Below are 23,978 nucleotides of genomic sequence, written 5' to 3'. Positions count from 1 at the left end.
AGCATTAATATTCAGTAGCTTAGCATGACTTTCCTGTACAGAGTGTTGCTACTTTCACAGAATGACCACTGGTTACATATGCGGCTGCTAACTCTCTGATTAAAAAATATTTTCTAACTTCGCTTAATTATTTAGCCACTTGAACCGGTTTAATTTAAGTTATGCTTTTAAGAGCAGCGACAAATGAACGGTTGTGACAGTCTAAGGCGGCAAAAATTGAATTCAGCATTGATCCGGAACTGGATGCCGGGGCTATACCAATTTAAACACTATCAGCGTGAATGGTTAAAAGAAGACCTCCGAGCGGCGTTATCGGTGGTGGCGGTGGCGTTGCCGGTTGCCATTGCCTACGCGCAACTGACCGGGGTGTCGGCCATTGTCGGCCTTTACTCGTGCGTCGTACCTATGATGGTCTATGCGCTGTTTGGCACTTCTCGCCAGCTGATAGTCGGCCCGGATGCGGCCACCTGTGCGGTTATCGCAGCGGTAGTAACACCTCTGGCTGGTGGCGATAGTACCAAGCACTGGCAACTGGTTATGACCATGACGGCGATGATGGGCATCTGGTGCCTGATCGCCAGTCGCTTTCGCTTAGGCATATTGGCGGATTTCCTTTCACGGCCCATTTTGCTCGGGCTGCTGAACGGTGTCGCACTGACCATCATAGTGGGGCAACTGAGTAAAGTTCTGGGCATCGATTTTGAGCAGCGTTACCTGCTGGAACGTCTGCTGGAAACTCCACAGCGGGTGCTGGATATTCACTGGCAAACCCTGGTCGTCAGTCTGCTCACTGTGGTGGTCTATTTTGCCTCCAAACGGTTTCGCCCGGCCTGGCCTGCCGCCATGCTGGCGATTGTGTTTTCCGCGGCGTTTGTCTGGCTAACCCATATAGAGGGACAGGGCGTTAGCGTGGTTGGGGTGATAGAAGGCGGGCTGCCTGCATTCCAGGCCCCGCAGTTTGACATCGGGATCAGCCGGGAGCTGGTGATGCCGGCGCTCAACTTAGCCATGGTGAGCTTTGTCAGCATGATGCTGACGGCGCGCAGCTTTGCGGCCAAAAACGGCTATGAAATTGATGCTGACAAAGAATTCCGTGCCCTCGGTATTGCCAATGTTGCTTGCGCGTTTGCCCAGGGCTTTGCCATCAGCGGCGCGGATTCCCGTACGGCGGTGAACGATGCCAACGGCGGCAAATCGCAGTTGGTGTCGATAATCGCCGCGGTGCTAATAGGTCTGGTGGCGATATTTCTCTATCAGCCGCTGGCGTATATTCCCACCGCAGCATTGGGTGTGGTGCTGATCATCGCCTCCACTTCGCTGTTGGACCTGAAAGGTCTGTGGGGGCTGAGACTAAGAGATAAAGATGCCTTTTACCTCGCCGCGGTCACCTTTATTGCGGTGCTGGTGGTTGGGGTGATCCCCGGCATTACTTTAGCGGTATTGCTGGGTCTGTTTCAGTTTTTGCGCGTGGTGATGCGCCCGAGCGATCAGAGCCTTGGCCTCAATGAAGAAGGTACGATTCGCACTCTCGATGAGAGCGGCAAAGCGTCACCAATTCCTGGTCTGGTGTTGTACCGGTTCAACTCTCCCCTGACTTACTTTAACGCACCGTACTTCAAACGCCGGTTGCTGGAGCTGGTGGAGAAAAGTCCGGATGACGTGAACTGCGTGATTATTGATGCGGTCGCCAGTTTTACTCACCTCGATTTGAGCGTGATGGCGATGCTGGCGGATGTGCTGAAGATTATGCAAAAGCGGGGGATTCGGCTGGTCCTGGCCGGACGAAAGCGCAGCCTGCGCAATTGGTGTGAGCGCAGTGGCGTGCCTGTCGGGGAAGGCGGTCTGGTGCTGCGTGCGGACATGTATCTGGCGATCAAACTGACCGGCTGCTACCAGCACGCACTGGAAGAAGGTCAGATTCCTCAGGTGCAGAAAGAGCCACAACCGGATGCGCCGCCTAAACCGGTACCTGAGGTCGCATAGACCAAACAAAAAGCCGCCCGGGAAGGGCGGCATGGCTGTGTGGAGGTTAGTACTTAACCTGGTAGTTCAGGGTATAAGTGCGGCCCCGGCCTTTGTAGTCGTACGCTGCCGGCGCATAGTGTGCTGCGTAAAGGACCTGCGCGCGTTGGCCCCAGATAGTGGTGTAGTTACGGTTGAACAGGTTCTGGATGCCAAAACCGAGACTACCCACAGGCAGTTGGTAGCTACCTAACAGATCAACCACTGTATAGCCATTCAAGTTATTGTTGGCGTCGTCTGAATAGTCGAACATGGTTTGACTCTGCAGTTTGACGGCTAAATCGCTGTCAGACCAGCCTGCCCAGGCATTTGCTTTTGACACACTGGCTTCGCCTGCGTTGAGTTTTCCCCAGCCGTTATCGCTCTCGACTTCAGAGACGACATAGTGGCCAGACGCGCCTAACTGAATGTTATCGCTGATCCAATACGAGGCCAGGGCTTCCAGGCCGTAAACGCGTTTTTTGTCATCCACTTTTTCAATCAACATGGTGGAACGGTTGTAGCTGATGCTTTTGTCCGACTGAGAGTAGTAGGCCGCGGTCTGAAGGTTCAGGTCACCAGAATCCAGGCGGTAGCCCAGTTCAAAGCTATTGGTTTTAATACCGGACATTTTCGAACTATCGACGTTGATGCTGTCATTTAGCTGCCAGTGATCACCTACTAAGCTGTAGCTCCCCTGACCGTAATACTTGGCCGGATCGGCGAGGTCGAATCCCTGGGAGAAGTTGGCCCACATCTGCGAGGCATCGTCGAGGTGATAAATGGTCCCCAGATTAAACAGCCCAACGGTGTAGTCTGTCTTACCTCCCGGAACCGCATCGGCGCTGGTGCCGTTACCGGCTGCGATCTGTTTTTGTTGTCTATAGCCGACAAAATCATCAATGTTATTGACCAGATACTGATAGCGATAGCCGCCCTGAACTTTCCAGTCGTCGCTAATGGCGTAATCGGCCTGGATAAAACCGGCCAAAGAGCCGACTTCCACGCCAGGGTAGCGTCCAACCTGCGCATAAGTGCGGTTGATCAGGTTGCCCGAATTATTGGCAATGGTTGGGTCATACAGCGCCTGGTTGCTTTCTAGTTTATCCTGATAGGCGTCAATCCCGTAAACCAGGTTTAGGTTACTAAATTCTTTTGCCAGCGCCATTTTCGCCGAAATTACATCGGTGATCTGCTGACCAGAAGACTGATAATAAGGAGTGTAAGTCTGGTCTTCCTTGCGGTAAGCCGCTTCTGCAATCAGCTGGTGGCCGAGCAGTTGCGCATCGACGTATGAGGCGCTCAGCATAATGCGTTCTGTACCGTGTTCGCGGTCTGAATCGAAGCCCTTGCGCACGTCGACGAAGTTATTGTTGACGATATACAGACCATACGGCGAATTTTGCTGGCTATCGTAGTATTGCGCCAGCAGGTTAAGCTTCTGCGTCTCGGAGATGTCGACGCCTACCGTGGTGAGGAAATCGACGGTTTGGTTAAACTGCAGCGAACCTTGTGAAATGTCAGGGGTGATGATGTTGCCATCGGCATCAAAGAAGCCCTGATTTTCAGTGTAGACCACGGCGCTGCGGGCCTGGACTCTGTCATTCCCGCCGGAGACCGATTGGCCTAATTTGTAATCATAATCTTCGCCGGAGTTGAAACCAGAAGTCGCGCCAACATACGATTCGAACTGCAGTTCTTCTCCATCGGCTTTTTTGGTGATGATATTGATCACCCCACCTGAAGCGCCCGCACCATAGATCGAGGTGGCACCGGATAGCACTTCGATGCGCTCGATATTGAACGGGTCGATCGAATCCAGATGACGGCTGATTTGACGCGAAGATTGCAGTGAAACACCATCAATCATCACCAGCATCTTACGGCCGCGCAGATTCTGGCCAAAGTTAGTCCGACCACCGCTGCCGACATCCAGTGATGGAATGGTGGCCGCTAAGATATCCCCCAGGCTTTTACCTCCGCGATACTGCTGCTCGATCTGCTCGGACTCGATGTACCAAACGGTGCCCGGGATATCGCTGATGGCTTTTGGCATCCGGCTTGAGACCACCACCATCTTCTCCTCGGTGGTGATTTCATTTGCTTGTACGGCAAACGCGCCGGTGGCGGCGACCGCTAATGCAACGGTCGATAGTGGGAAACTTCCTTTTTTAACTTTCATTATCTTCTCTATGTTGGTTTGAAAAGGCTTCACAAGCCAGGTGACTTGCGAATGACCTTAGTTTCGGTATTTATCAGCGGCCTGCTTCTTCATTGTGAAGGCGAAAGGCAGGCCACAATATGGGGTGAAATTAATCTCTCAAGCGGCGGAGGCGGATGCCACGGAGGTCGGGGTCAGCCATTCGATCATTCCTTGTCCGGAGTCGGTATCAAACAATCGCTTGCCCGCCAGGCGGTTTATAATGCGTGCGCTGCGCCAGGCCATCAGGCTGAGCTGGGGTTCGGCGATCCCGTGGCTGTGCATACCGGCATTGACGGCAAAAATTTTGTTACTGCTCTGTCCCTGCCATTGGAGTTCGAAATCTGGCGTCATCTGATAGCGATCCTGCTCATCCAGATCTAACAGCGGAAAAATCGCTTTCATGCAGTCCGGGTAATGGGCGGCAAATCCGGTTGCCAGTATGATCACGTCTGCCTGGTGGGTTTCCACACATTGGCCGAGGGCATTTGTGGCCGATAGCCTGAACTCATTGTGCTGCTTTGCTATCTGAGTCAAGGTGCGGTGAGGGAGCAGTCTTACCCACTTAGGCTCTTTCAGTACGTCGAAGCGATGGTAGAGTGCCTGATAAATCGTCAGCAGCGCCTTTTGAGTGATCCCGTCCGAGGTAAGCTTTTGACTGGCAATTTCATGGTTTTTCACTTCGGGGGCCAGGTGAACAAAAGCATCAACATAATCCGGCGCGAAAAACTCATTGGTAAATGAAGCTTCATCCAGAGGCTGGTAGTTTGAGCGGCGCGACAACCAGTCCAGCGACTTAGGTTTGCCCCATTTATGTTGCAGGGCGTTGATGAAAATATCTGCGCCACTTTGCCCGCCACCAATAATCATCACCCGCTTGTTGGTAAAATCATGCTCGCGTAGGCCGATTTCGGCCGCATGGAAAACTTGCTCGCTTAGGTACGGTTTGGCGCAATCTGGCACAAACGGTACTTTGCCAGTCCCGATACAGAGGTTGTTAGCTTGATACTCCCCTTGATTGGTGTGGAGGTGAAATGCCTGGCCGGTATACTCGATGTGCTCGACGCGAGTTGAAAACTGGACGTTGCTGAGCTGATGGGCCGTCCAGGCTAAATAGTCAGAAAACTCATGGCGGCTGATGCACTGCAGTTCTGCCGACAGAAAGCGGTAGAACTTTTTGTTTTTGACCAGGTATGCCAAAAATGAGTAAGGGTTTTCAGGGTTAACGGCGCTGACTAAGTCTTTTAAGAACATGGTCTGCATATTGGTATTGTCCAGCAGCAGCCCCGGATGCCAGGCAAAACTATCCCGGCCTTCGAAAAAACGCGCATTAATCTGCGGCTGATCCGCAAGCAGGGCGGCAATACTCAGGTTGAACGGGCCAACCCCGATACCGGCTAAATCTAGTTTGACGTTATTAGTATGTTCCATTCGAACAATCCTTTTCTGGTTTGTTTTTTTGCGGCTTAAACACGCTTGAATCTGAGTTGCTGGTTATTGTGTTCGGCAGTGGTCGCTGCTCTGCTGCGCAATAACCAGCGGATTATCAATCATGTCATCCATATCCGGCAGCATTCTTGCGGCACTTGAATCGGTACTGTGGCGGAATTTAGCCAGGTTGAGCCCGATACGCAGAATGCGCGGTTTAAACAGATCAAACTCAGCGAACCGGCAGCGGTATTGCGGATGGGCGGCCATGTAGGCGTTCAGTCTTTCGCCGAGCAACTGATAGAACTGCCGCTCAGAGAATCCCAGTCTGGCGACCAGCGGCGAGATAAAGCGCAGCGTGGTGACAAAGTGACCTGTCTGTAAGTCATGGATGATCAGCTGTGCAGGCAGGCGCACGGTGACTTTTTTTACCTCTTCATCGAGCGTGGCTTGCTCTGGGTAGTCACGCTCGACCAGGCGCATGTCACCCTGAAAGTCTTTCAGCAGAATTCGCTTTGGCCGGGCGTTTTCCAGTACCAGTGTGACGTTCTGGCCATGGGCAATCAGAGAAACGCCATACTTGCACAGCAAGTGGTAGTAGGGGATGACGACGGCATCGAACATCTCGCCTAGCCACGCCGCCACGCCGATACCAGAACGTTCGATGTATTCCGCGATCAGTGGCCGCCCCTGGTTGTCGCACTCCATCAGCGCAGCCATCAGAATGGCGCTCTCGCCTTGTCTGAGCTTGGATGAAGTGGATTCACGCCAGATCACGCCCAGTAATTCGTGGTAGCGATAGGGAGCTTGTTCGAGCAGGGCGTAATCTGCTTGTGCGGCATAGGCGGCAGCGGGTTCCTGAAGTACCTCGGCCTGTTTGGTACGCAGCAATTCGTCTGTCTTAAACAGTGAGTCAATCCAGTCAGACGCCGTGGGGCCGGCTAAGATGTAACGTCCCGGAATGCCTCGATAGCAGGAGGTGTTCATGATCGTCAGCGGAAGCTTGATATCAAAACTGTCGGGCCTGGTGACATTGCTCAAAGTGCGAAGAGACAACTGAGCCAAAAACTGGTCACCAAACCGTCCCAGATAAATGAGCTGCTTAGCGGCGATTTCGCGCACAAACAGCAGTGACAGTTTTTGCTGCCATTGCCAAGGGTGGACGGGAATATAGGTATAGTGCGCGGTGTCCACGTCAAATGTTGCTACAAGGCTAGCCATTTTATCCAGCTCATGTTGCGACACCGAGGCGAGCAGCAATTGTTGCCAGTCCACGTTGTCATTGGTGGCGAGCTTGAGTATAGAGTTATGCACCGCAACCCATTCGAGCTGAAATGGCTGTTGTGATTCAGGGGCGTAACGATTCAGATCGTCACTGCCCCAACCACGGCGCCCCTTGTTAAAGGCAAATTTAGGATGGCCGTCGAAATAACACTGCTGCCGCTCAGCGGGCAAAAAAGCCAGATCGCGGGCCGTCATTGGCTCCTTACGTAGCATTAACTGGCAATCGGCCAACAGTGTTGCGTTCAGGTCTTCCAGATGTTCGGCCAGGGCGTCATCAGACATGGCCAATAAAGGCTGCAGATCTCGCATCAGCAAAGCCGCTGAAGGCAGAGCGGAGGGCTCTCTGACAGAAACCCTTGCAAGGGACTCTGGGTCTATCATCATCTGCCCCCAGATGTTGGCTGAACCGGTAAAGGTATATCGGGTGCCATCGTCCAGATGAAGAGCATAACCGTGTTCGGTCGCCTGGAACTGAAACGCCTGCTCATAGGCGAATTCGCTCAGAATCTTGGCGACGAGTTTCCGGTTGGCCTGGTGCCAGTACTGGTGTAGTGCGATCTGTTCCATCACCACTGCTCCGCAAAGAAACGATCACGACTGAGCATTAACAGCGCCGAACGTTTGTGTGGGAAATTAAACTCAAAGCACTTGTGGTAGCCGACTGGCAAAATGCGCGTAAACAGGCGTTCATTGTCGGCCCTTGGTTCCAGAACAATGCGCTGAGTGCGCAGCTCATCAATAAACAGATAATGGCTGATTGCCCGCATCCAGGCGTGAAAGAACTCAGGCCCGCGAAATGCCTGTTCCCCAACCAGCAGGTGAATACCGCGGTCAAAATCCTGCACGTCGTAGTAAGGGCTGAGCCTGTCCTCCGCCACCCAGTAAACTTCCACATAGCCGAAAGGCTGACCATTGATTTCACCGATCAGCGGAATAAGGTGCGGGTCTGCCAGGCGTTCGCGCAAAAATTCAGCCAACTGCACTTTTGGCCAGGCCTGTTCCCAGAAATGGGCGACTCTGGGATCATTCATCCAGCGGGTGAAGCGTTCGATATCTTTATCCAGATCGACCACTCGAAAGCTCACTTCGAGGTTGGCATCGAAATCATAGCGGCGGTAAACGCATCCCTGCGGCATGGGCGGTCTGGCCGGGTGAGGCCGATATCGGTTATCCGACTGAATCAGACGTTTTGGAAAATCGGATGACAACTTGTGACGGTGCCAGCTCAATGGCAGCTGATAAAAATCATGCCGGTTAATCTTGCCCTCGATGACCGGTAACTGCTCAAGGATATGGCGGTTCACGGTTTGGTCGTGGCAGACAACCGCGACCGATTCAATGCTCTTACATTGGCACAGCAGTTGGTCGATATCGTCCTGTAGCTGAACCGCAGTCCCTGGCTGGGACAGGTCACTGTTTTGCAGGGAGACCTGAATCGTTGGACATGGTGATTCAGCATAGATGAAGGTTTTGAAGTCAGCCATGGGTGACCTCCTTAACGCGGGCTAACGGATTGGGCAGGTCGAAGTAGATCACCGCCGGATCGGGAATTGAATTTTCATTAAGGTTCTGCAGATAACAGAAGAAGTTACCTTTACAGCACAAGGCATCACTGGTTAGCACATAGCGCAGACAGCGGTCATCTCTGACCCCTTCCTGCAGTAGTGACGTCAGCTGTTGATGCAAAATGTGGATTAGCTCTGCTTCGCAAACTTCCAGTGTGGCGCAGATAGCGGCGATAACATTGAACGTTGAATTGATGATTAGGTAGTAGGCGAAATAGCGTCTGACTTTGTCTTCGTCCCAGTAATTTTCCAGTGAGTCTTTATCTGCGTGTAATCTATCGGCAAACAACTCAAACGCCAGATCAGTGTAGCCAGTCCCCTGGCAATCCCGGTAATAGGTGCCGATTGGGCAACCATTATCCAGCTGCATGACAATATTCTGCTGGTGGGCCAGAAAAACGATGCCAAAATTGGCCTGCAGGCGAAAAAGCGGCACGACAGCGTGGGTGCAATAGGCGCGAAACCAGTGCTTGGCAGCATCCGCAGCGGAAAGGTTTTGAACCCCGGCATAGTGGCGAATCCGTTCAGCGACCAGGCTCGATGCCGCATAAGGATTCTGCTGCGTTAAAGTGGCCAGCACCACCGCTTCCTGCTGAGGATCGTCTGCGAACGGGTTGTCTCTGAATGCCACAAGACTCTCGTCAATAATTGTACCGTCGCGATCTTTTAATCCCATGTAGGCAGGCTCATGCATCAGCTGGAAACCTTGTTCATTACCAAGTTGCGCAGCAAGGTCGTCATGCTGGAACAGATCATTGAGGCGGGTGCCGCGAATCACTTCTTTCAGAGACAGATTCCGAATTGAGTTAGTCAGTTTGACACTCAACGAAAACTTCAACATGTAAGGCAGTGTCGGGGCATACAGTGAACGGGTGGAGGAGGTCGGATACCAGCGATCACCAATTTGTCCCAGGTTACGAATCTGGCCGGTTTCCAGATAAAGCTGCACTGAAGGCATCTGTTTCAGTACGCTCCACTGCCAGGGATGTACTGGCAACAAAGCGTGACCTAGCGTGCTCGCATCAGCGAGGGCATCGGTCAAAACCGGATCCTGGGCCACCAGTTCCCCCAATCGCTGGGTCAAAGGGACGTTGGCTGAGCTACCCGTGGCCAACAGGCTGTGCTCCACCGTCAACCAGTAGAGACTAAACTGTCCGCCAAGCTCCGGAGAGTATTCTCTGGCGTCGTTTAAGCTGAACTGCTCACGACTTTTGGGTGCCGGATGGAATGAATGACCAATCAATAAACCCTGTTCCGCCGTTTGAAAGTTCAGCTTGTCGGTGAACAACTGCGTTTGGTATGGCGAGTGCGTTACCGCATAACGAGTATTTTGCACACTTTCCAGCACGCGGGTGAGGAAGATCGCTTGTTGGTCTGGATTAACGTTGCCTGTCAGGGCAGGCTCGCGGACAACGAATTCAATCAGTTCTTGAGTGGAAATATTGCGTATCTCTCCATCGCGGTGTAGCCGGGCAGGAAGACGATATTCATGACTACCGAGTTCAGAGAAATAGCTCAGCGTGATATGGATAGCACGATTATCGGAAAGCGGAATCTGGTAAACGTAGCAGCTGTCGAGCGGTTGAATGTGAATGGCGGAACTTTCTCGGGCGAGTGAGTTGAGAAAACATGCCAATGACGGATCATTTTGTTGGGGGGGGCGGCTTGAACTGGTGCGATCAAACGGCTCGTATTTGCAATTCATTATGGTTATCTGGACATTATCAATTGAGTTAATAATATGAATGATATTTATTATCATTCGCATGATCAACTATTTTTTGATAATTTATCTCAACTGACAGAAATGAGTAATTTGTTATTACTATCAATCGCTTTTGTTGCAGGGTAGCGCCAGAGTGACCGGAACTCTGGGCTACCAAATTGAAGTGTTGCTGCATGAACGCTAGATCCGGTAGTTAATCTGGCTAGCGTCTGATCAGGTAAAGGAAATAGCCACCACCAAGAATAGAGGCGAGCAAGCCCGCCGGAAATTGCCACGGGAACCATAACGTCCGGCCGAGCCAGTCGGCACTGACCATTACCACCGCGCCCAGCAGTGCTGCGGAGACCATTTGCGGCCGAACACGGTACTGATGCAGCGAGCGCGCCATATGCGGGGCGAGTAAGCCGATGAAACTGAGCGGGCCGATGACAATGGTGCACAGAGTGGTCAGGCCCGCGACCAACAGCAATAACACCAGCCGGACCCATGTCGCCTGAATCCCCAGACTGCTCGCGGTTATTTCGCCTAATCCGATTAACGCCACCCAGCGATGCAGTGACAGCGCCAGGGTTCCGATCAAGCCGGTGCCAAGCAAAAGCAACAGGATATCTTGAGTCGCCACCAGGTAAGTGGAGCCAGACAGCCAGGTAAGCAGCGCGGTAGCGTTATCGTTGCCTGAACTCATTGCGATCCTGAGCAGCGCATCCAGACCGGCGCTCAGCGCAATTCCTGTCAACAGGGTATGCGTTGGCGCAAAGTTATGTTTTCTGCCCAGTAACCACACAATGGCCGTTACGGACACGGCGCCCAGGGTGCCCAGCAGCATTTGCTGTTCCCTGCTAATGGCGGCACCTAACAAGGTGCCCATCACTAAGGCAAGCGCAGCGCCGGAATTGATCCCCAGCACTTCCGGACTGGCCATGGGGTTATTTGAGATGCGCTGAATAAGGGTGCCGGCCAATGCCAGCCCAATACCGGCCAGCATGGCCACCATTACCCGTGGCGCACGCAGTTCCAATACCGCCAGGCTTGTCGATATCGCCCAGCCAGCTTGATTCTTACCTATCAGCAGGGCGGCCGCAGATACTGCCAACAGCAGGAACAGCAATACGCTAGAGAGTTTGTATATATCGCGTTTACGGTAGTGCTCGGTGGGGCCTTGTCGCGCCTTGAGGTCGGACTGTAACTGGGTTCGCCTTAGTAGCCAGAGCAGGAAGGGAGCGCCAATCAAGGCCGTCATGGCTCCCGTCGGCAGCAGTTCGCCACCCACGCCGGAAAACGGTTGAATCACCAAATCTGCTATCAGCAGCATCAGGCCACCAATGACGCCGCTGGTGATGATTTGCCGGCTCAGTCCCCTGACGCCCAGCATTCTTGCCAGCGCCGGAGCGACGATGCCGACAAAGCCGATCAAACCGACTTCACTGACCACCGCTGAGGTAATGAATATGGCCAGAGACAGGCAAACCAGCTTGATTTGCTTACTGTTTACGCCAAGCGATGTCGCCACATTGTCACCAAATTGCAAGGTCGACAATGGCCTTTGCAGCAGCAATAACAGCACGGTCGGTACGGAGATGAGCGGCAGCAGCAGTTGTACGCTAGACCAGTCGTTTTGGTTAAGCGCGCCAGACCCCCAAACAAAAATCGTGGTCAGCCGCTGTTCATGCAGCATCAGCAGCATAGTGTTGACCGAGCCCAAAAACAGGCTGACCACCATACCGGCAAGCACCATATGCAACGGTGAAAAGCCTCTTGAAGCGCTGAGAACGAATACCAGCCCGGTCGCCAGGCAGCCACCAATAAAAGCGGGAACAAAGTCAGGCATCGTGAGCTGAACGGGCAATAGCAAGATGCCCAAGACCATGCCAAGCTCCGCACCGGCCGCAACACCCAGCGTAGTCGGTGAGGCTATCGGGTTACGCAACACAAACTGCATCACAGCGCCGGCTACCGCAAGGGCAAAACCGCAAATCATGGCAACCGTTAACCGGGGCAAATAAGTCAGATAGGTGATCAGGTGCTGGTAGTTCGAGCCGTCGAAATGAACCAGCGTATTCCAGATCAGGCCAATCCCTTGCGAATACGGCGCAGTAACCTGGAGTAACATGCCTATCAGGCCCAGCACAGTTATCGCGATCAGCAGCTGATTGGCAGGCGTATGGCGTGGCGATGGGTGCGCGGGGTTGATGGTCGTCATTGGCGGGCGATAAGCTGTTCGGCAATGTGGTCGCTAAATCGCTGAGCAGCAATCAATCCGCCAAATGTCCAGATAGCAGGAAGTTCATAAACGGCATTGTTGCGGGTAAATGCCATCGCCTGCCAGAGTGGCGATTGGGTTAACTGACTACGTTGCTGCGGCTTTAGTGGTCCAAACATCATCACGCTAGTTTGCTGATGTTCGGCCAGTTTCTCCGTTCCGGTGGTAGTAAATCCCCACAGGTTGGTCGGCTCACGCCAGTCATTACGCAATCCCATGGCCTCGATTGTGGCGTGGGCAAGCGAGCCCTGACTGTGGATACGCAGGGTTTTGTCATTAATAAACCGGGCGAAGATGAGTGGTTTTTCCGCTTTGCCTGCTGCACGGAGCTTATCACCGTTGGCGACGAGCCGTTGTTCGGTTTGGAGAATAACTTGTTGCGCGAGCGACTGCTGATCGAACAGCTTTCCGAGCGACAGGGTGATCGATTTTGCGGCGTTCAGCGGGTGTTTGTTGTCACTGTACACGCTGAAAACCAGGACCGGGGCAATTTTGCTCAGCTGCGGATAGGCTGCAGCCATGTGCTGGCTGATAAGAATGACATCTGGCCTGAGTTCGGTAATTAGCTCTAAATTAGGTTCACGTCGGGAGCCGACATCAGTTACCTCGGGATTTAGCGCCGGTTCGACAACCCACTGCTGATAGCCCTTAGCGTCGGCGACGCCTTGAAGCTCGACACCCAGACTAAGCACGGTTTCGGCCAATACCCAGTCCAGTGCCACCACTTTGTTCGGCGTGGCGGCAAAGCTGGCCACGCCCATTTCATGTTTGATCTCCAGCGCGTGTGCGCTAACGGTGAATACCGATGCGAGTAGCAGTATGAGCTTTTTCACAACTGAGTCCTTTTGCTGATGGGTTTAAGGGATATAACTGATCGGCTGACCTGTTTCCGGGTGTTGAAACAGCGCCAGCTCCATTCCGTAAATTTGCATCAATGTATCTGGCGTCATCAGGCTTTGCGGTGACCCGGAGGCAATGAGCTTTCCCGAGTGCAGCGCAACGAGGTGATCGCTGAATTTGGCCGCCATATTCACATCGTGCAGAACCATGATGACAGTGATCCCCATGGTGTGATTGAGCTCTTTGATCAAAGCCAGTAACTCGTATTGATGGGCAACATCCAGTGCGGAAGTGGGTTCATCAAGCAAAATGCAGCGAGTCTGCTGCGCCAGCAACATCGCAACCCATGTCCGTTGTCTTTCACCTCCTGACAATGTGGCAACAAAGCGTTCAGAGAAATCCCGCAGACCGACCTGCTCAATGGCTTGATCCACAATGGCATAGTCCTGCTGGGTATATCGGCCAAACGCGCCTCTCCATGGATAACGGCCAAAACAGACCAGCTCATGGACGGTGATACCGTCGGTGACTGGCGGGTGTTGTGGCAAGTAAGCGACTTGATGAGCAAACTCTAGATTGCTGAGAGAATCGACAGGTTTTCCGTCGAATAACACCTGGCCATTGGATGGGCGGTTTTGCCTGCTTAACAGCTTGATCATCGTTGATTTTCCACAGCCATTGTGGCCGAGCAGGGTGGTGATTTTCCCTGGCTCAAAGGCAAGGTTGGTTGCAGAAAGAATCGCTTTACCATCGATTTCAAACGAAGCATCGACAAGTCGGAACATAGATAAATTCAGAGTTGTGTTATGGGTTACGAGTCGGTAATGTTAGCACAATATAATGGCAATGATAATTATTTTCATAATCAATAAGATTGTTGATAGTGACAAATAATATTATTGCTGAACAACAATTACCTGCTCATGTCATTTACTATGTCCTTGAAAAACAACAGCCGATTCCAGTTAGGAATCATCGGTTTTACCGCCTCCCTGATGGGCATTGGCCAGAATGGGCTGCTGGTCGCCTTACCTTTTCTTGTCGAGCAATCGCCATTCGGTCTGCCGACCTGGTCGATGTTAATTGCCATCGGCAGCTTTTTGTTTTTGCCTTCAGCGCCGTTCTGGGGAAGGTTCAGCGACCGTCATGGCCCAAAGAAGGTGGTACTCCAGGCGCTGGCAGGTATGGCAGTCAGCTTTCTGCTACTCGCGCTGTTTGCCATCTTAAGCAATCGTGCCGAGTCACTACCGTCCGTTGCCCTAATAGGTCTGCTGGTGGCGCGTATTATCTATGGCTGTACTGTGTCGGGAATGGTGCCGGCAGCTCAGCATTGGGCAATCCTGTTATGTGGTGGACAGAACCGGCTGCAGGCCATTACCACGGTCAGTATTGGCTTGAGTGCAGGTCGGCTAATCGGCCCGCTGTTTGCTTTGTTGGCGCTCAAGTTTTCCCCCTATGCACCGCTGACAGTAATGATGGTACTGCCCGGTATTGCGCTGTTGGGGGCGCTTTGGTTACCAGCCCCCCGACTAATTGACACCAACCGGCACCGGCATGCCTCTCTACCTTGGATTCCGAAGCAAAATCTTTGGCCCTACCTGGCCAGTGGCTTACTACTGTGTGCGGCGATCGCGCTTCTCCAGTACAGCTTTTCACCGCTGATCACATCGGTTACCGACTGGTCTACCGGTCAGGTTAGCGATGCAATTGGTGTGCTGCTGACGATCAGTGCGGCATGTACATTCATCACCCAACTGGCGGTTATCCGAAAGAGCAAGCTGACTCCAATCAGCATGTATCGCTTGGGTGCGCTCGCACTGACAGTGGGCTTTAGTCTGTTTTTGTTCAGCAGTATTTGGCTGTTTGGCCTGGCAATGGCGCTGGCGGCCGTTGGGGGCGCGTTACTGGTTCCTGCTTATACCTCTGCGGCAACTGAGCAGCAAAGCGAAGCCCCGGGCGCAGTAGCGGGCTACATCTCAATGTCGCACACTCTGGGTTATGGATTGGCATCTCTGCTGGCGTTTAGCGCCACCCTCTCTGCCTGGTATCCAGTTTATTTGTGTTTGCTGTTTGCTGGGTTGATTTTGGCCACCGCCGTCTGGCTGGCAAAAAGTGAGCAGGTCCAGCCCGCTAAGCTGATTTAGTTTTGTTGTCAGGGTGTCTGGGGCAGTTATTGCATAGCTTACGTCCCTGACATTTGTATACCAGGCAGCAGCTAGTTCGGACCAAACTGAGCTGGTGGCTGGTGGGATCATAAGTCAACGTATTGCTAAGTTTAGCCGGCAATCCGCAGGCGCTTAACCACAGTCTTGCCTGCTCTAGCAGATAATCCCCTGATAGCCGCGGTTGCTGTTTGTGTAGTTTCACCAGGCAAGCCAACACGCCATCGGCAAACAGATGAGCAGTAAAACCGGGCCGGATGCGGGTCCATAAGCTCATTTCCGAGCGAAAATATTCGAACAGGGTGGCAAGTTGATTTCCAGCCTGCTCGATCAACTGCTGCTCCGAACCCTCAATATAACGGTCTGAATTGAACTGGTAGCCGCTCACAAACGTGGGCTGTACATTTTGCGCCATTTGCGACAATAGCGGCAGGCCACGGCAAGCATAGATGGCGACAAACGCCACATAAATAGGTTGCCAGCAAAGTAGCGTCCAGGTCCGGGTCAGCCAATAGGCGCTACCCGCTTCAGGGTGCTCTGTTTTCAGGTTTTCATACAGCGCGCGAATGGTCTCGCCACTGGTGCCGTTGATCTGTACCCAGTTGGTATCGGTCTCTTCGGGGGGGAAGGGTTTGAGCTGGCCGTGAAGATAAGGGGTTATCTGTCTGGAGCGTTGAAAAAGTTCATCAAAGAATGGGATATCACTCATTTTGGCGTACGGATCCTACTGAGAATTAACCGGCCTCAGCTTAGTGAAAATTAAACGCTATTGCAATTTATTCTCATTTACATTTGTGGAGCGGTATCGGTTGATACAGAGCTGTTTGACCGTTGCTGTTGGCACTGCTGCGGCAAATGATCCCGATAAGCTGCGCCACGTAGAAATGACCATTTACTATTGATGGCTAAAATGCAAAGGAGTGTCTGTTGGACAAAAAAACCGGACGCTATCGGCTCACTAGCGATAAGAGGAAACTGAATGCAATTTGCAACAGTCCGGCTGCTACTCGGTGACCAGCTTAATAGCGGCCACTCCTGGTTTTCACAGGCCGATGATTCGGTGCTGTATTTGATTGCGGAACTCAGGCAGGAGGCCAGCTACGTCAGCCACCATATCCAGAAAGTGTGCGCTTTTTTTGCGGCGATGGACCAGTTTGCCAGGCAGTTGCAGAGTGAAGGACACCAGGTACTGCACTTAACCCTCGACGATACCGAGCGTTTTGCTACTCTCGAACAGCTGATTTCGCATTACGTTAGAGAAGTGGGGGCGACAAAATTTGAATATCAGCGCCCGGACGAATATCGCCTGCTTGAACAATTAGCCAACCTAACGCTTACCGGAGTGGCGGCTCGCTGTGTCGACAGCGAGCATTTTTTGCTGCCGTTTGAAGAGATTGACTCCCAGTTTCCGCCGGGCAAGCACGTCACCATGGAGCACTTCTACCGTCGGATGCGAAAGCGCTTTAATGTCCTGATGCAGGATGGTAAGCCGGTGGGCGGGCAGTGGAACTATGACGCCAGCAACCGCAATAAACTCAAGCCAAAAGACATAGAACAACTGCCACAGCCTTTAGTGTTCAGCCTCAATGTGCAACCGATCATTGAGCGTTTGCATCGTCATAACATTCGCACCATAGGTACCTTGTCCGGCGAGCTGATTTGGCCGGTAAACCGGGCACAAAGCCTGTCTTTGCTGGCGCATTTTTGCCGGGTCTGTCTGCCGCACTTTGGCCGTTTTCAAGATGCGATGACCGGGCAGCATCCGGCGCAGTGGAGTCTCTACCACAGCCGGTTGGCTTTCTCACTGAACAGCAAACTACTGCATCCCCAAGAGGTGCTAGCGGCAGCGATTGGCGCTTTTCAGTCCAATCCGGATATCGATATTTGTCAGGTAGAAGGTTTTATCCGGCAAATATTAGGCTGGCGTGAGTACATTCGCGCGGTGTACTGGGCCAACATGCCGCAATACTCAAACAAAAATGCGCTGGGCGCTTCGTGCCAACTGCCGGATTTTTTCTGGAGCGGTAATACCAAAATGGCCTGCATGCACCATGCGATCAGGCAGTCGTTGGATTACGCCTATGCGCACCATATCCAGCGTTTGATGGTGACGGGAAATTTCTGTCTGCTGACGGAAATCGACCCGGACCAGGTCGAACAGTGGTATCTCGGTATCTATGTCGATGCAATCGAGTGGGTGGAAATGCCCAACACGCGTGGTATGGCGCTGTTTGCCGATGGCGGCATTGTCGGCACCAAACCTTACGCGGCGAGCGGGTCTTACATCAACAAAATGAGTGACTACTGCAAAGCGTGCCACTATGACCCTAAATCCCGCAGTGGCGAAGGCGCCTGTCCGTTTAACAGCCTGTACTGGCGGTTTATGACTAAGCATCAAACGCGCCTGGCAACCAACCCCCGCACGGGAATGATCTTCCGCGCCTGGGACAATATAGAGCCGTCACAACGCAATGAAATCTTGGCGACGGCAGAACACTACATCGCCAACCTGGAGACGCTGTAATGCAAATACTGATTGTTGGTGCGAATGGGGGCATTGGCCTGGCAATGGTGCAGCAGGCAATAACGCAGTTTGACAATGTACGGATATATGCCACCTATCACCGCAATCAGCCAGACTGGAGCCATCCTTGGGTAACCTGGTATCGATTGGACGCCTCTAGAGAGAATGAGGTAGAGGCCCTGAGCCTTGAGCTGAAATCGATAGACTGGGTTATCAACTGCGCGGGCATTCTGCATAGCCGACACCACAGCCCGGAAAAGAGCCTGAACGCGCTCGACGCGGATTTTTTTCAACATAACCTCGCCGTTAACACGCTGCCGACAGTGCTGCTGGCCAAGTACTTCACAGCGACACTGAAACGGAGCCCGGCCCCTAAATTTGCCAGTCTCTCGGCCAAAGTCGGCAGTATTAGCGATAATCAGCTGGGCGGCTGGTACAGCTATCGGGTTTCAAAAGCGGCTTTGAACATGTTTCTCAAAACCATGTCGATAGAGTGGCGCCGCACCGTAAAACATGGGGTTGTGTTGGCACTTCACCCGGGGACCACCAACACCCGTTTGTCAGCCCCATTTCAGTCGAACGTCCCTGAAGGCAAGCTGTTTACGCCAAAGCGGGTTGCCGCCGATTTGATTAGTCTGATAGACAAGTCGACCCCGGACGATAGCGGAGCATTCTGGGCCTATGACGGGGAAATTCTGCCCTGGTAGCGTCAGCATCGGGTTGACCTGTTTCTGCGGCAGCGCGCTGAGCAATACACTACCTCCTCCCAGCTTGCTGCCCATTTCTTGCGCCAGGTAAAAGGTCGCTTGCACACCGGACAGACTTTGACTGGAAGATGCTGTTTAAAGCCTTTTATTTTGTCAGCCATTCAATCACATCCATGGTCAGCGTCTGATCTCTAATACGAAGGTTGTGGCGCTTTAGGCTAGTGAGTTTTTAAGCGAACTGGATTGGCATCAACATCTTGTTGGAAAAGCTAGGCTGCGCGAGAGGTTTTATTGACAGGGGATACCCATAAGGTATGAAGAAATCTCGTGAATGTCAGAAACGAAAAAGGCCTCTGAAATCAGAGGCTTTTTTCTAAAAGTGGCGGAGAGATAGGGATTTGAACCCTAGATACGCTATTAACGTATGCCGGTTTTCAAGACCGGTGCTTTCAACCACTCAGCCATCTCTCCGTTGTTGGCAGGCATAATAAAAGCCCAATTAAACTTTGTAAAGAGTGCTCAGTGCCGTTTGGTTATTTATTCCACATAATTGGCAAGTTTTTTTGCACTAACAGCGGTTAAGCCAGTTTTTGTTGCTGTAACCAGGCCTGAAAATCGCCTACTGCCATAGGCTTGGCGAAATAGTAACCTTGATATAAATTGCAACCCAGCTCTCTCAGCGCCTTCACTTGCTGATACGTTTCGACACCTTCCGCAATCACATCGATATTCATATTGCGGCCCATCGAAATCATGGTCTCAGTAAGAGGGGACTTGTGAGATTCAGCCAGTTCATCTATGAAGCATTTGTCTATTTTAAGAACATCTATCGGTAGATCCCGCAGGTAAGCCAGGGAAGAGTAGCCGGTGCCAAAGTCATCCAGGGCGATTCGTACGCCAAGTTTTCGAATCTGTTCCAGCTTGTGGGCAGCATCGTCCACGTCTTGAAGTACTGCCGTTTCCGTCAGCTCTAACATCACTTTTTCTGCATCCACCCCGGACAGCATAATCTGCTTGCTGAGCTGGTCGACAAAATCTGGCAGGACAAACTGCCATGCGGAAATGTTTATCGACAGATGACCGTTGAAATGGTCTTGCTGACACAGCGCCAGTAAACAGTGCAACGATTCCGACAGAACCCAGTCACCAATGGTGTGAATTAAGCCAGACTCCTCGGCAATCGGAATAAATTTGGCAGGTGAAACCTGGCCAAACTGTTCGTCCTGCCAACGCACTAACACTTCTGCGCCATACAGCTCGCCGTTGGCCGTTAACTGGGGCTGCAAATGAATTTCCAGCTGTTGCTGATCCAGCGCTTTTTTCAATGCGCTCTGCAGTGCCATACGTTCCCGGGCCTGTTCATCCAGCTCCGACCGATAGCAGTAGATCTGATTGCGGCCTTTTTTCTTGGCCTGGTAGAGGGCCAGCTCGGCATGGCGAACCATGTCCAGTACGGTCTCGGCCCCGGTTGGGATCTTCGCGACACCAATACTGGCGTTAACCTCGATAAGATGGTCGCCGATGGCGAGGGGCTGTCTGAACAGGTGCAGTAACCGATCTGACAGGCGGGTATTGCTGTGTTGAGCGTCAATAAGCAGGAATTCATCACCGCCGATACGGGCGATAAACACATCCTCAGGTAGGGTCTGCGTCAGTTTGGTGGCGATTCTGCGTAGCGCATCATCACCAAAGTCGTGTCCAAGGGCATCATTGATGACTTTAAAATGGTCAAGATCGATAAGGTAGAGGTTACCGACTTCGCGGCCATCGGTTTGTTTGAGCAGCTCATGCAGCCTTTCGTAGGCTAAAGCGCGGTTGGGCAGTTGGGTCAGGTAATCCTCAAATGCCATTTTTCGGACTGCTGCCACCGCGGCGTCTCTTTTCAGTTCGGCACCGGCCCTGGCGGCAAATATGTTTAAGATACTCTGGGTATAGGAGGTGATGGTCAGCGGCTGGGTATCCAGCATTACCAGCACACCCACTAAATGGTCATCGCGTTCGAAAATCGGTGTGCCTATGTAACCGGCAATATCCATTTCCTGCAGCAGCGCATCTTTGGGAAACAGATGTTGTACCTGGTCCGGGTAAAAACAGGTCGAGTTTTGTGTCACTTCAGCACACGGGCTACCGGCCAGGTCGTAAGAAAAGTTCTCGGATATCGTCTGGTCGATACAGATAGCTTTAGTGTCTATCCGTTTGCCGTCCGGGCTGATAATGCCGATAAAGCAATATTTCACGTTGAAAATTGTGGCAAGCTGTAAAATGAGCTGCTGATAAAACGGTTGGCCGTTTTGACTGGAGACCCCCTTTGCAATACGTTCCAGGATAGATTGATAAGTCAGCAGTTCTTGAGCCTGCTGGTGACTTGCTGACAGCACCATGATGCTAGTCGACATCACAAACAAGCAAATCACAAAGCCCATGGCATAAATTCCAGTGACAGTGCCACTATCAATCAGGTATCCGTAGCCACTCGCTATTACGCAGGCGAGTAAAAATGCCCCCACCGTCCTGACAAACTTAGCCCGGCGGGTTTTGATTTGCCGATAGAGTTTCGCGCTGCTCCATACCAGAATAACTATGACCAAAAGGTGCATTAATATCCCGGATAAGGATTGCGATCCCCTTAGGATAGATTTTTGCTCACCAAGTAGTTCAAACTGAACGAGTGAAACCGGGGTTTGGAATCGAATGGTGTAAGGCTCGATAGTGTTCAAGACCGCGATCAGGACTGCCGAGACAAATACAACCCAGCCCAACAGTTTTGGTGGACGGACATTGGTTAATTCAACGACAAAGGTGTACAGGACAGGAAAGAAAATAGCCAGTGAGAACGTCTGTAGCTTAAGTGAGATGACCGACTGCTCGATACTGGTACTATTGAAGTAAAAGTAGTTACAAAGCTGGTAGCTACCTCCCACCGCCGCCAGCAAGGCCACAATCATGAATTGTCTGGATTGCGGGTTTGAGTACGATTGCACTAACAGATGCAAAGTCGCAAAGTACATGATTCCGGCGGTAAAGATGAAGCCAATATCAATTAGCAAAGTTGCATCCTTGTCTTTAAGTTAGATTGCAAGGGATAAATATCCAATTCGAACCAATATATAAGCGGCGGTAAGCAACTTCAAACCTACAGAGGTGGCAACAATAAATATCCGGTGAATATGGGAGGTCAGTAAGCAATAACTATGCAAAAACAAAGGGAATTACATCACGGGATGTGGGGATTAGGCCAACCGGATTTCAACTCGGTGGCAAGTTTGGCGACTTGACCTGGACGTTGGTCGAGATAAAGAAAAAGGGCTGGCCTAAGCCAACCCTTTGCGGTGTATGGTCGGACTGAGAGGATTTGAACCTCCGACCCCCGACACCCCATGACGGTGCGCTACCAAGCTGCGCTACAGTCCGATGGCGGTAATGTTATAGAAATCTGCGCTAACGTCAATAGCTATCACAGACTAACGGGCTGATTTACTTGCTGTTTGAATAAAAACGCTGCAATTCGGTCAAACCTTGCATTAATACTGGCAAAGTTGGGTTTTCATCTTGCAGACGCTGATACTGCTCGTCATACAGTTTGAAGTTGCCAAATTTATCGATCACTGTGGTCGATTTCGGGGTAATCAGGGCCAGTTCCCGTGCATCACCGGCGATAATCCAGTGACGTTTCTGTTCGTTGAACAGGTTACGGCCGCTACTGTAATCAGTCGGATTAGACGAGACGCCCAGCAAGTCCTGCAAAATCGTTACCGAGAAATCCAGGTGACTGGTTCTGTGATCGTATACGCCAGAAACCCGGCCTGGCCAATGGATCACCATAGGTACCTGCAACTGATAGCGGCTGTAGTTGGAGTTGGCTCCCCAGCTGTTGGTGCCGGTTTCATTGAACTCAACGCCGTGATTGGAAGTAATGATCACGACGGTATCTTTGAGAATGTTTTGCTGGTTCAGGACCATAAACAGCTGTGACAGTTCGCTGTCCGCCTTGGTAACCGACTGGTTATAACTCTCCAGCAGGTTATCCAACCCTTGGCTGTGCTGGTTGAAATTAGCAACTGTGGTCAGCTCCAGATAGCTGAAGAAAGGTTTACCTTCGACAGTCTTGACCCAGTTCGCCCAGCTCTCAATTGCCTGGCTGTCTGCCGTCTGGGCGTTATCAAACGCGACGCCAGTGAAATTGAAGCCACGGAAAATGGTTTCCGAATAGATATCATCTTCAAAGTTATTACCGCTGAACAGACCAAATTGATATTTCTGCTGCTGCAGAGTCGAGACCATAATAGGCAGGGATGCCTGAGCTGTGATGCTGCTGGCGTAGCTGCTGGGTAATCCATAGAACAGACCAAACAGGCCAAACATATCATTGCTGGAGCTGTAGTGGTTGGTGAAGTTCAGGTTTTGCTGAGCAAACTGGTACAGGCTCGGCATGGTGTTATTGTTCAGTACATCCGCACGCAGGTTATTGACGCTTACCACCAGAATATTGAGGTTGTTAGCGCGGCGTTTGAACTCCAGCGGTTCCAGCGGGTAGGCCACCAGATTCTGCTTGTTTTCATTCTCAGCGCGTCGCTTCAGGTATTCTTGTCGGTCAAACAGGCCATGTTCTTCCATAAATGACTTGGCGGTCATCGGGTAAGAGAGCGGGAAGTTCGATTTTTGCGAGATTACCGGATTGTACAGGTAAGCGTCCGCCCAGACATAAATCACGTGGCTGGCGATAAAACTGATGAAAAAGATTGCGGCAATCGGTCTGCCGATATGCTTATGGGAAAGCCTGCGCTGTTTGCGCCACACCCATTCCGACAAACCCAGTTGCAGCAGGAAGATCAGCGGCAATACCACAAACAGGTGTTGAAGGTCGTTTGATATGGCATCGGTGTTATCGTTAAACAGCACCTCCCATACTACGGGAGACAGGTGCAGACTGATCGACTGATAAGCCTGGGTATCAATCAGCAGTACGGTTAGGCCCGCCGTAGCAAAGCAGACGCTGACTAAACGGAACAGTTTCCGTGATGGGATCAGAAAAGTTAACGGAAACAGAATTAACAGGTAGAGCGCAAACACCAGAAAGCCAAAGTGTCCAACCCAGGACAGTGCCAGATAGAACTGGCCCAACAGGGTTTCTGGCCATGGCGATTGAGTGATATAACGCGTGCCTATCAGCATGGCGGCAATGATGTTGAAAAAGGCGAACCAGTGCCCCCAGCCAACCAGGCGCGAGACGCGTTCCCCGTATGTGTTTCCGTTATCTACCATTATTATTTTTTTATCCGGT

16 protein-coding genes and 2 tRNA genes are annotated in these 23,978 nt (G+C 51.9%); 4 read left to right on the top strand and 14 right to left on the bottom strand.

Annotated features, from left to right (window positions below; translation table 11 throughout):
• The first annotated feature begins 243 nt into the window (after positions 1-243).
• Positions 244-1,983, top strand: a complete 1,740-nt coding sequence (locus tag ACQY6F_RS01090) for a SulP family inorganic anion transporter (protein ID WP_428771851.1) — start codon at positions 244-246, stop codon at positions 1,981-1,983.
• Positions 1,984-2,029: 46 nt separating this feature from the next.
• Here ACQY6F_RS01090 and ACQY6F_RS01085 read toward each other — a convergent pair whose 3' ends face one another.
• From ACQY6F_RS01085 to ACQY6F_RS01050, 8 genes are all read right to left on the bottom strand, one after another.
• Positions 2,030-4,183 (bottom strand): TonB-dependent receptor, encoded by a 2,154-nt coding sequence (locus ACQY6F_RS01085; RefSeq protein ID WP_428771591.1) that lies wholly within the window; start codon positions 4,181-4,183, stop codon positions 2,030-2,032.
• Between the two features lie 138 nt (positions 4,184-4,321).
• Complete coding sequence (locus ACQY6F_RS01080) at positions 4,322-5,632, bottom strand: lysine N(6)-hydroxylase/L-ornithine N(5)-oxygenase family protein (protein ID WP_428771589.1); 1,311 nt, start codon at positions 5,630-5,632, stop codon at positions 4,322-4,324.
• 63 nt (positions 5,633-5,695) lie between these two features.
• The gene (locus ACQY6F_RS01075; RefSeq protein ID WP_428771587.1) at positions 5,696-7,480 is read right to left on the bottom strand and encodes an IucA/IucC family protein; all 1,785 of its coding nucleotides are present in this window, start codon (positions 7,478-7,480) and stop codon (positions 5,696-5,698) included.
• Positions 7,480-8,397 carry a GNAT family N-acetyltransferase gene (locus ACQY6F_RS01070; protein WP_428771585.1) on the bottom strand — a complete coding sequence of 306 codons (918 nt, stop codon included), beginning with the start codon at positions 8,395-8,397 and terminating at the stop codon, positions 7,480-7,482. Before ACQY6F_RS01070 ends, ACQY6F_RS01075 begins: the two co-directional genes overlap by 1 nt.
• Positions 8,390-10,183, bottom strand: coding sequence for an IucA/IucC family protein (locus ACQY6F_RS01065; RefSeq protein WP_428771583.1), 1,794 nt, complete (start codon positions 10,181-10,183; stop codon positions 8,390-8,392). The genes ACQY6F_RS01070 and ACQY6F_RS01065 overlap by 8 nt, the downstream gene beginning before the upstream one ends.
• A 223-nt stretch (positions 10,184-10,406) precedes the next feature.
• Positions 10,407-12,404, bottom strand: a complete 1,998-nt coding sequence (fhuB, locus tag ACQY6F_RS01060; RefSeq protein WP_428771581.1) for a Fe(3+)-hydroxamate ABC transporter permease FhuB — start codon at positions 12,402-12,404, stop codon at positions 10,407-10,409.
• Positions 12,401-13,297: an iron-siderophore ABC transporter substrate-binding protein gene (locus ACQY6F_RS01055; RefSeq protein WP_428771579.1), complete on the bottom strand. Its 897-nt coding sequence runs from the start codon at positions 13,295-13,297 to the stop codon at positions 12,401-12,403. Before ACQY6F_RS01055 ends, fhuB begins: the two co-directional genes overlap by 4 nt.
• Positions 13,298-13,321: 24 nt before the next feature.
• Entirely contained in the window at positions 13,322-14,089 is a 768-nt protein-coding gene (locus ACQY6F_RS01050) for an ABC transporter ATP-binding protein (RefSeq protein ID WP_428771577.1), read from the bottom strand.
• A gap of 150 nt (positions 14,090-14,239) precedes the next feature.
• On the opposite strand from ACQY6F_RS01050, the gene ACQY6F_RS01045 reads away from it, so the two are divergent.
• A complete protein-coding gene (locus ACQY6F_RS01045) occupies positions 14,240-15,448 on the top strand; it encodes an MFS transporter (protein WP_428771575.1) in 1,209 nt (402 codons plus the stop codon).
• On the opposite strand, the gene ACQY6F_RS01040 is transcribed toward ACQY6F_RS01045, so the two are convergent.
• Positions 15,435-16,175: a siderophore ferric iron reductase gene (locus tag ACQY6F_RS01040; RefSeq protein WP_428771572.1), complete on the bottom strand. Its 741-nt coding sequence runs from the start codon at positions 16,173-16,175 to the stop codon at positions 15,435-15,437. The genes ACQY6F_RS01045 and ACQY6F_RS01040 overlap by 14 nt on opposite strands.
• Positions 16,176-16,445: 270 nt before the next feature.
• Here ACQY6F_RS01040 and ACQY6F_RS01035 point away from each other — a divergent pair, with 270 nt between their 5' ends.
• Together ACQY6F_RS01035 and ACQY6F_RS01030 are read left to right on the top strand one after the other, a co-directional pair.
• Positions 16,446-17,990, top strand: a complete 1,545-nt coding sequence (locus tag ACQY6F_RS01035; RefSeq protein WP_428771570.1) for a cryptochrome/photolyase family protein — start codon at positions 16,446-16,448, stop codon at positions 17,988-17,990.
• A complete protein-coding gene (locus tag ACQY6F_RS01030) occupies positions 17,990-18,697 on the top strand; it encodes an SDR family oxidoreductase (RefSeq protein WP_428771568.1) in 708 nt (235 codons plus the stop codon). The genes ACQY6F_RS01035 and ACQY6F_RS01030 overlap by 1 nt, the downstream gene beginning before the upstream one ends.
• A gap of 2 nt (positions 18,698-18,699) precedes the next feature.
• On the opposite strand, the gene ACQY6F_RS01025 is transcribed toward ACQY6F_RS01030, so the two are convergent.
• The 5 genes from ACQY6F_RS01025 to ACQY6F_RS01005 form a co-directional block, all read right to left on the bottom strand.
• Entirely contained in the window at positions 18,700-18,846 is a 147-nt protein-coding gene (locus ACQY6F_RS01025) for a DUF2256 domain-containing protein (RefSeq protein ID WP_428771849.1), read from the bottom strand.
• Positions 18,847-19,077: 231 nt separating this feature from the next.
• Positions 19,078-19,168: transfer RNA gene (locus ACQY6F_RS01020), tRNA-Ser, on the bottom strand.
• A gap of 107 nt (positions 19,169-19,275) precedes the next feature.
• On the bottom strand, positions 19,276-21,744 hold the full coding sequence (locus ACQY6F_RS01015) for a putative bifunctional diguanylate cyclase/phosphodiesterase (RefSeq protein WP_428771566.1): 2,469 nt from the start codon (positions 21,742-21,744) through the stop codon (positions 19,276-19,278).
• A gap of 287 nt (positions 21,745-22,031) precedes the next feature.
• Positions 22,032-22,108, bottom strand: a tRNA-Pro gene (locus ACQY6F_RS01010).
• 63 nt (positions 22,109-22,171) lie between these two features.
• Positions 22,172-23,959 carry a DUF3413 domain-containing protein gene (locus ACQY6F_RS01005; protein ID WP_428771564.1) on the bottom strand — a complete coding sequence of 596 codons (1,788 nt, stop codon included), beginning with the start codon at positions 23,957-23,959 and terminating at the stop codon, positions 22,172-22,174.
• Between the last annotated feature and the right edge of the window lie 19 nt (positions 23,960-23,978).

Origin of the sequence: Vibrio sp. (assembly GCF_050299255.1) — a bacterium.
Classification (GTDB): domain Bacteria; phylum Pseudomonadota; class Gammaproteobacteria; order Enterobacterales; family Vibrionaceae; genus Vibrio.
Note: the sequence above shows the minus strand (reverse complement) of the source record. Positions and strands in the feature narration are given on the sequence as shown.

Bases quoted from the DNA above. Each gene is read 5' to 3' on its own strand.
- ACQY6F_RS01080 (WP_428771589.1), bottom strand. From the start codon at position 5,632: ATGGAACATACTAATAACGTCAAACTAGATTTAGCCGGTATCGGGGTT.
- ACQY6F_RS01005 (WP_428771564.1), bottom strand. From the start codon at position 23,959: ATGGTAGATAACGGAAACACATACGGGGAACGCGTCTCGCGCCTGGTT.
- fhuB (WP_428771581.1), bottom strand. From the start codon at position 12,404: ATGACGACCATCAACCCCGCGCACCCATCGCCACGCCATACGCCTGCC.
- ACQY6F_RS01085 (WP_428771591.1), bottom strand. From the start codon at position 4,183: ATGAAAGTTAAAAAAGGAAGTTTCCCACTATCGACCGTTGCATTAGCG.
- ACQY6F_RS01045 (WP_428771575.1), top strand. From the start codon at position 14,240: ATGTCCTTGAAAAACAACAGCCGATTCCAGTTAGGAATCATCGGTTTT.
- ACQY6F_RS01030 (WP_428771568.1), top strand. From the start codon at position 17,990: ATGCAAATACTGATTGTTGGTGCGAATGGGGGCATTGGCCTGGCAATG.
- ACQY6F_RS01070 (WP_428771585.1), bottom strand. From the start codon at position 8,397: ATGGCTGACTTCAAAACCTTCATCTATGCTGAATCACCATGTCCAACG.
- ACQY6F_RS01065 (WP_428771583.1), bottom strand. From the start codon at position 10,183: ATGAATTGCAAATACGAGCCGTTTGATCGCACCAGTTCAAGCCGCCCC.
- ACQY6F_RS01075 (WP_428771587.1), bottom strand. From the start codon at position 7,480: ATGGAACAGATCGCACTACACCAGTACTGGCACCAGGCCAACCGGAAA.
- ACQY6F_RS01050 (WP_428771577.1), bottom strand. From the start codon at position 14,089: ATGTTCCGACTTGTCGATGCTTCGTTTGAAATCGATGGTAAAGCGATT.
- ACQY6F_RS01035 (WP_428771570.1), top strand. From the start codon at position 16,446: ATGCAATTTGCAACAGTCCGGCTGCTACTCGGTGACCAGCTTAATAGC.
- ACQY6F_RS01090 (WP_428771851.1), top strand. From the start codon at position 244: ATGCCGGGGCTATACCAATTTAAACACTATCAGCGTGAATGGTTAAAA.
- ACQY6F_RS01040 (WP_428771572.1), bottom strand. From the start codon at position 16,175: ATGAGTGATATCCCATTCTTTGATGAACTTTTTCAACGCTCCAGACAG.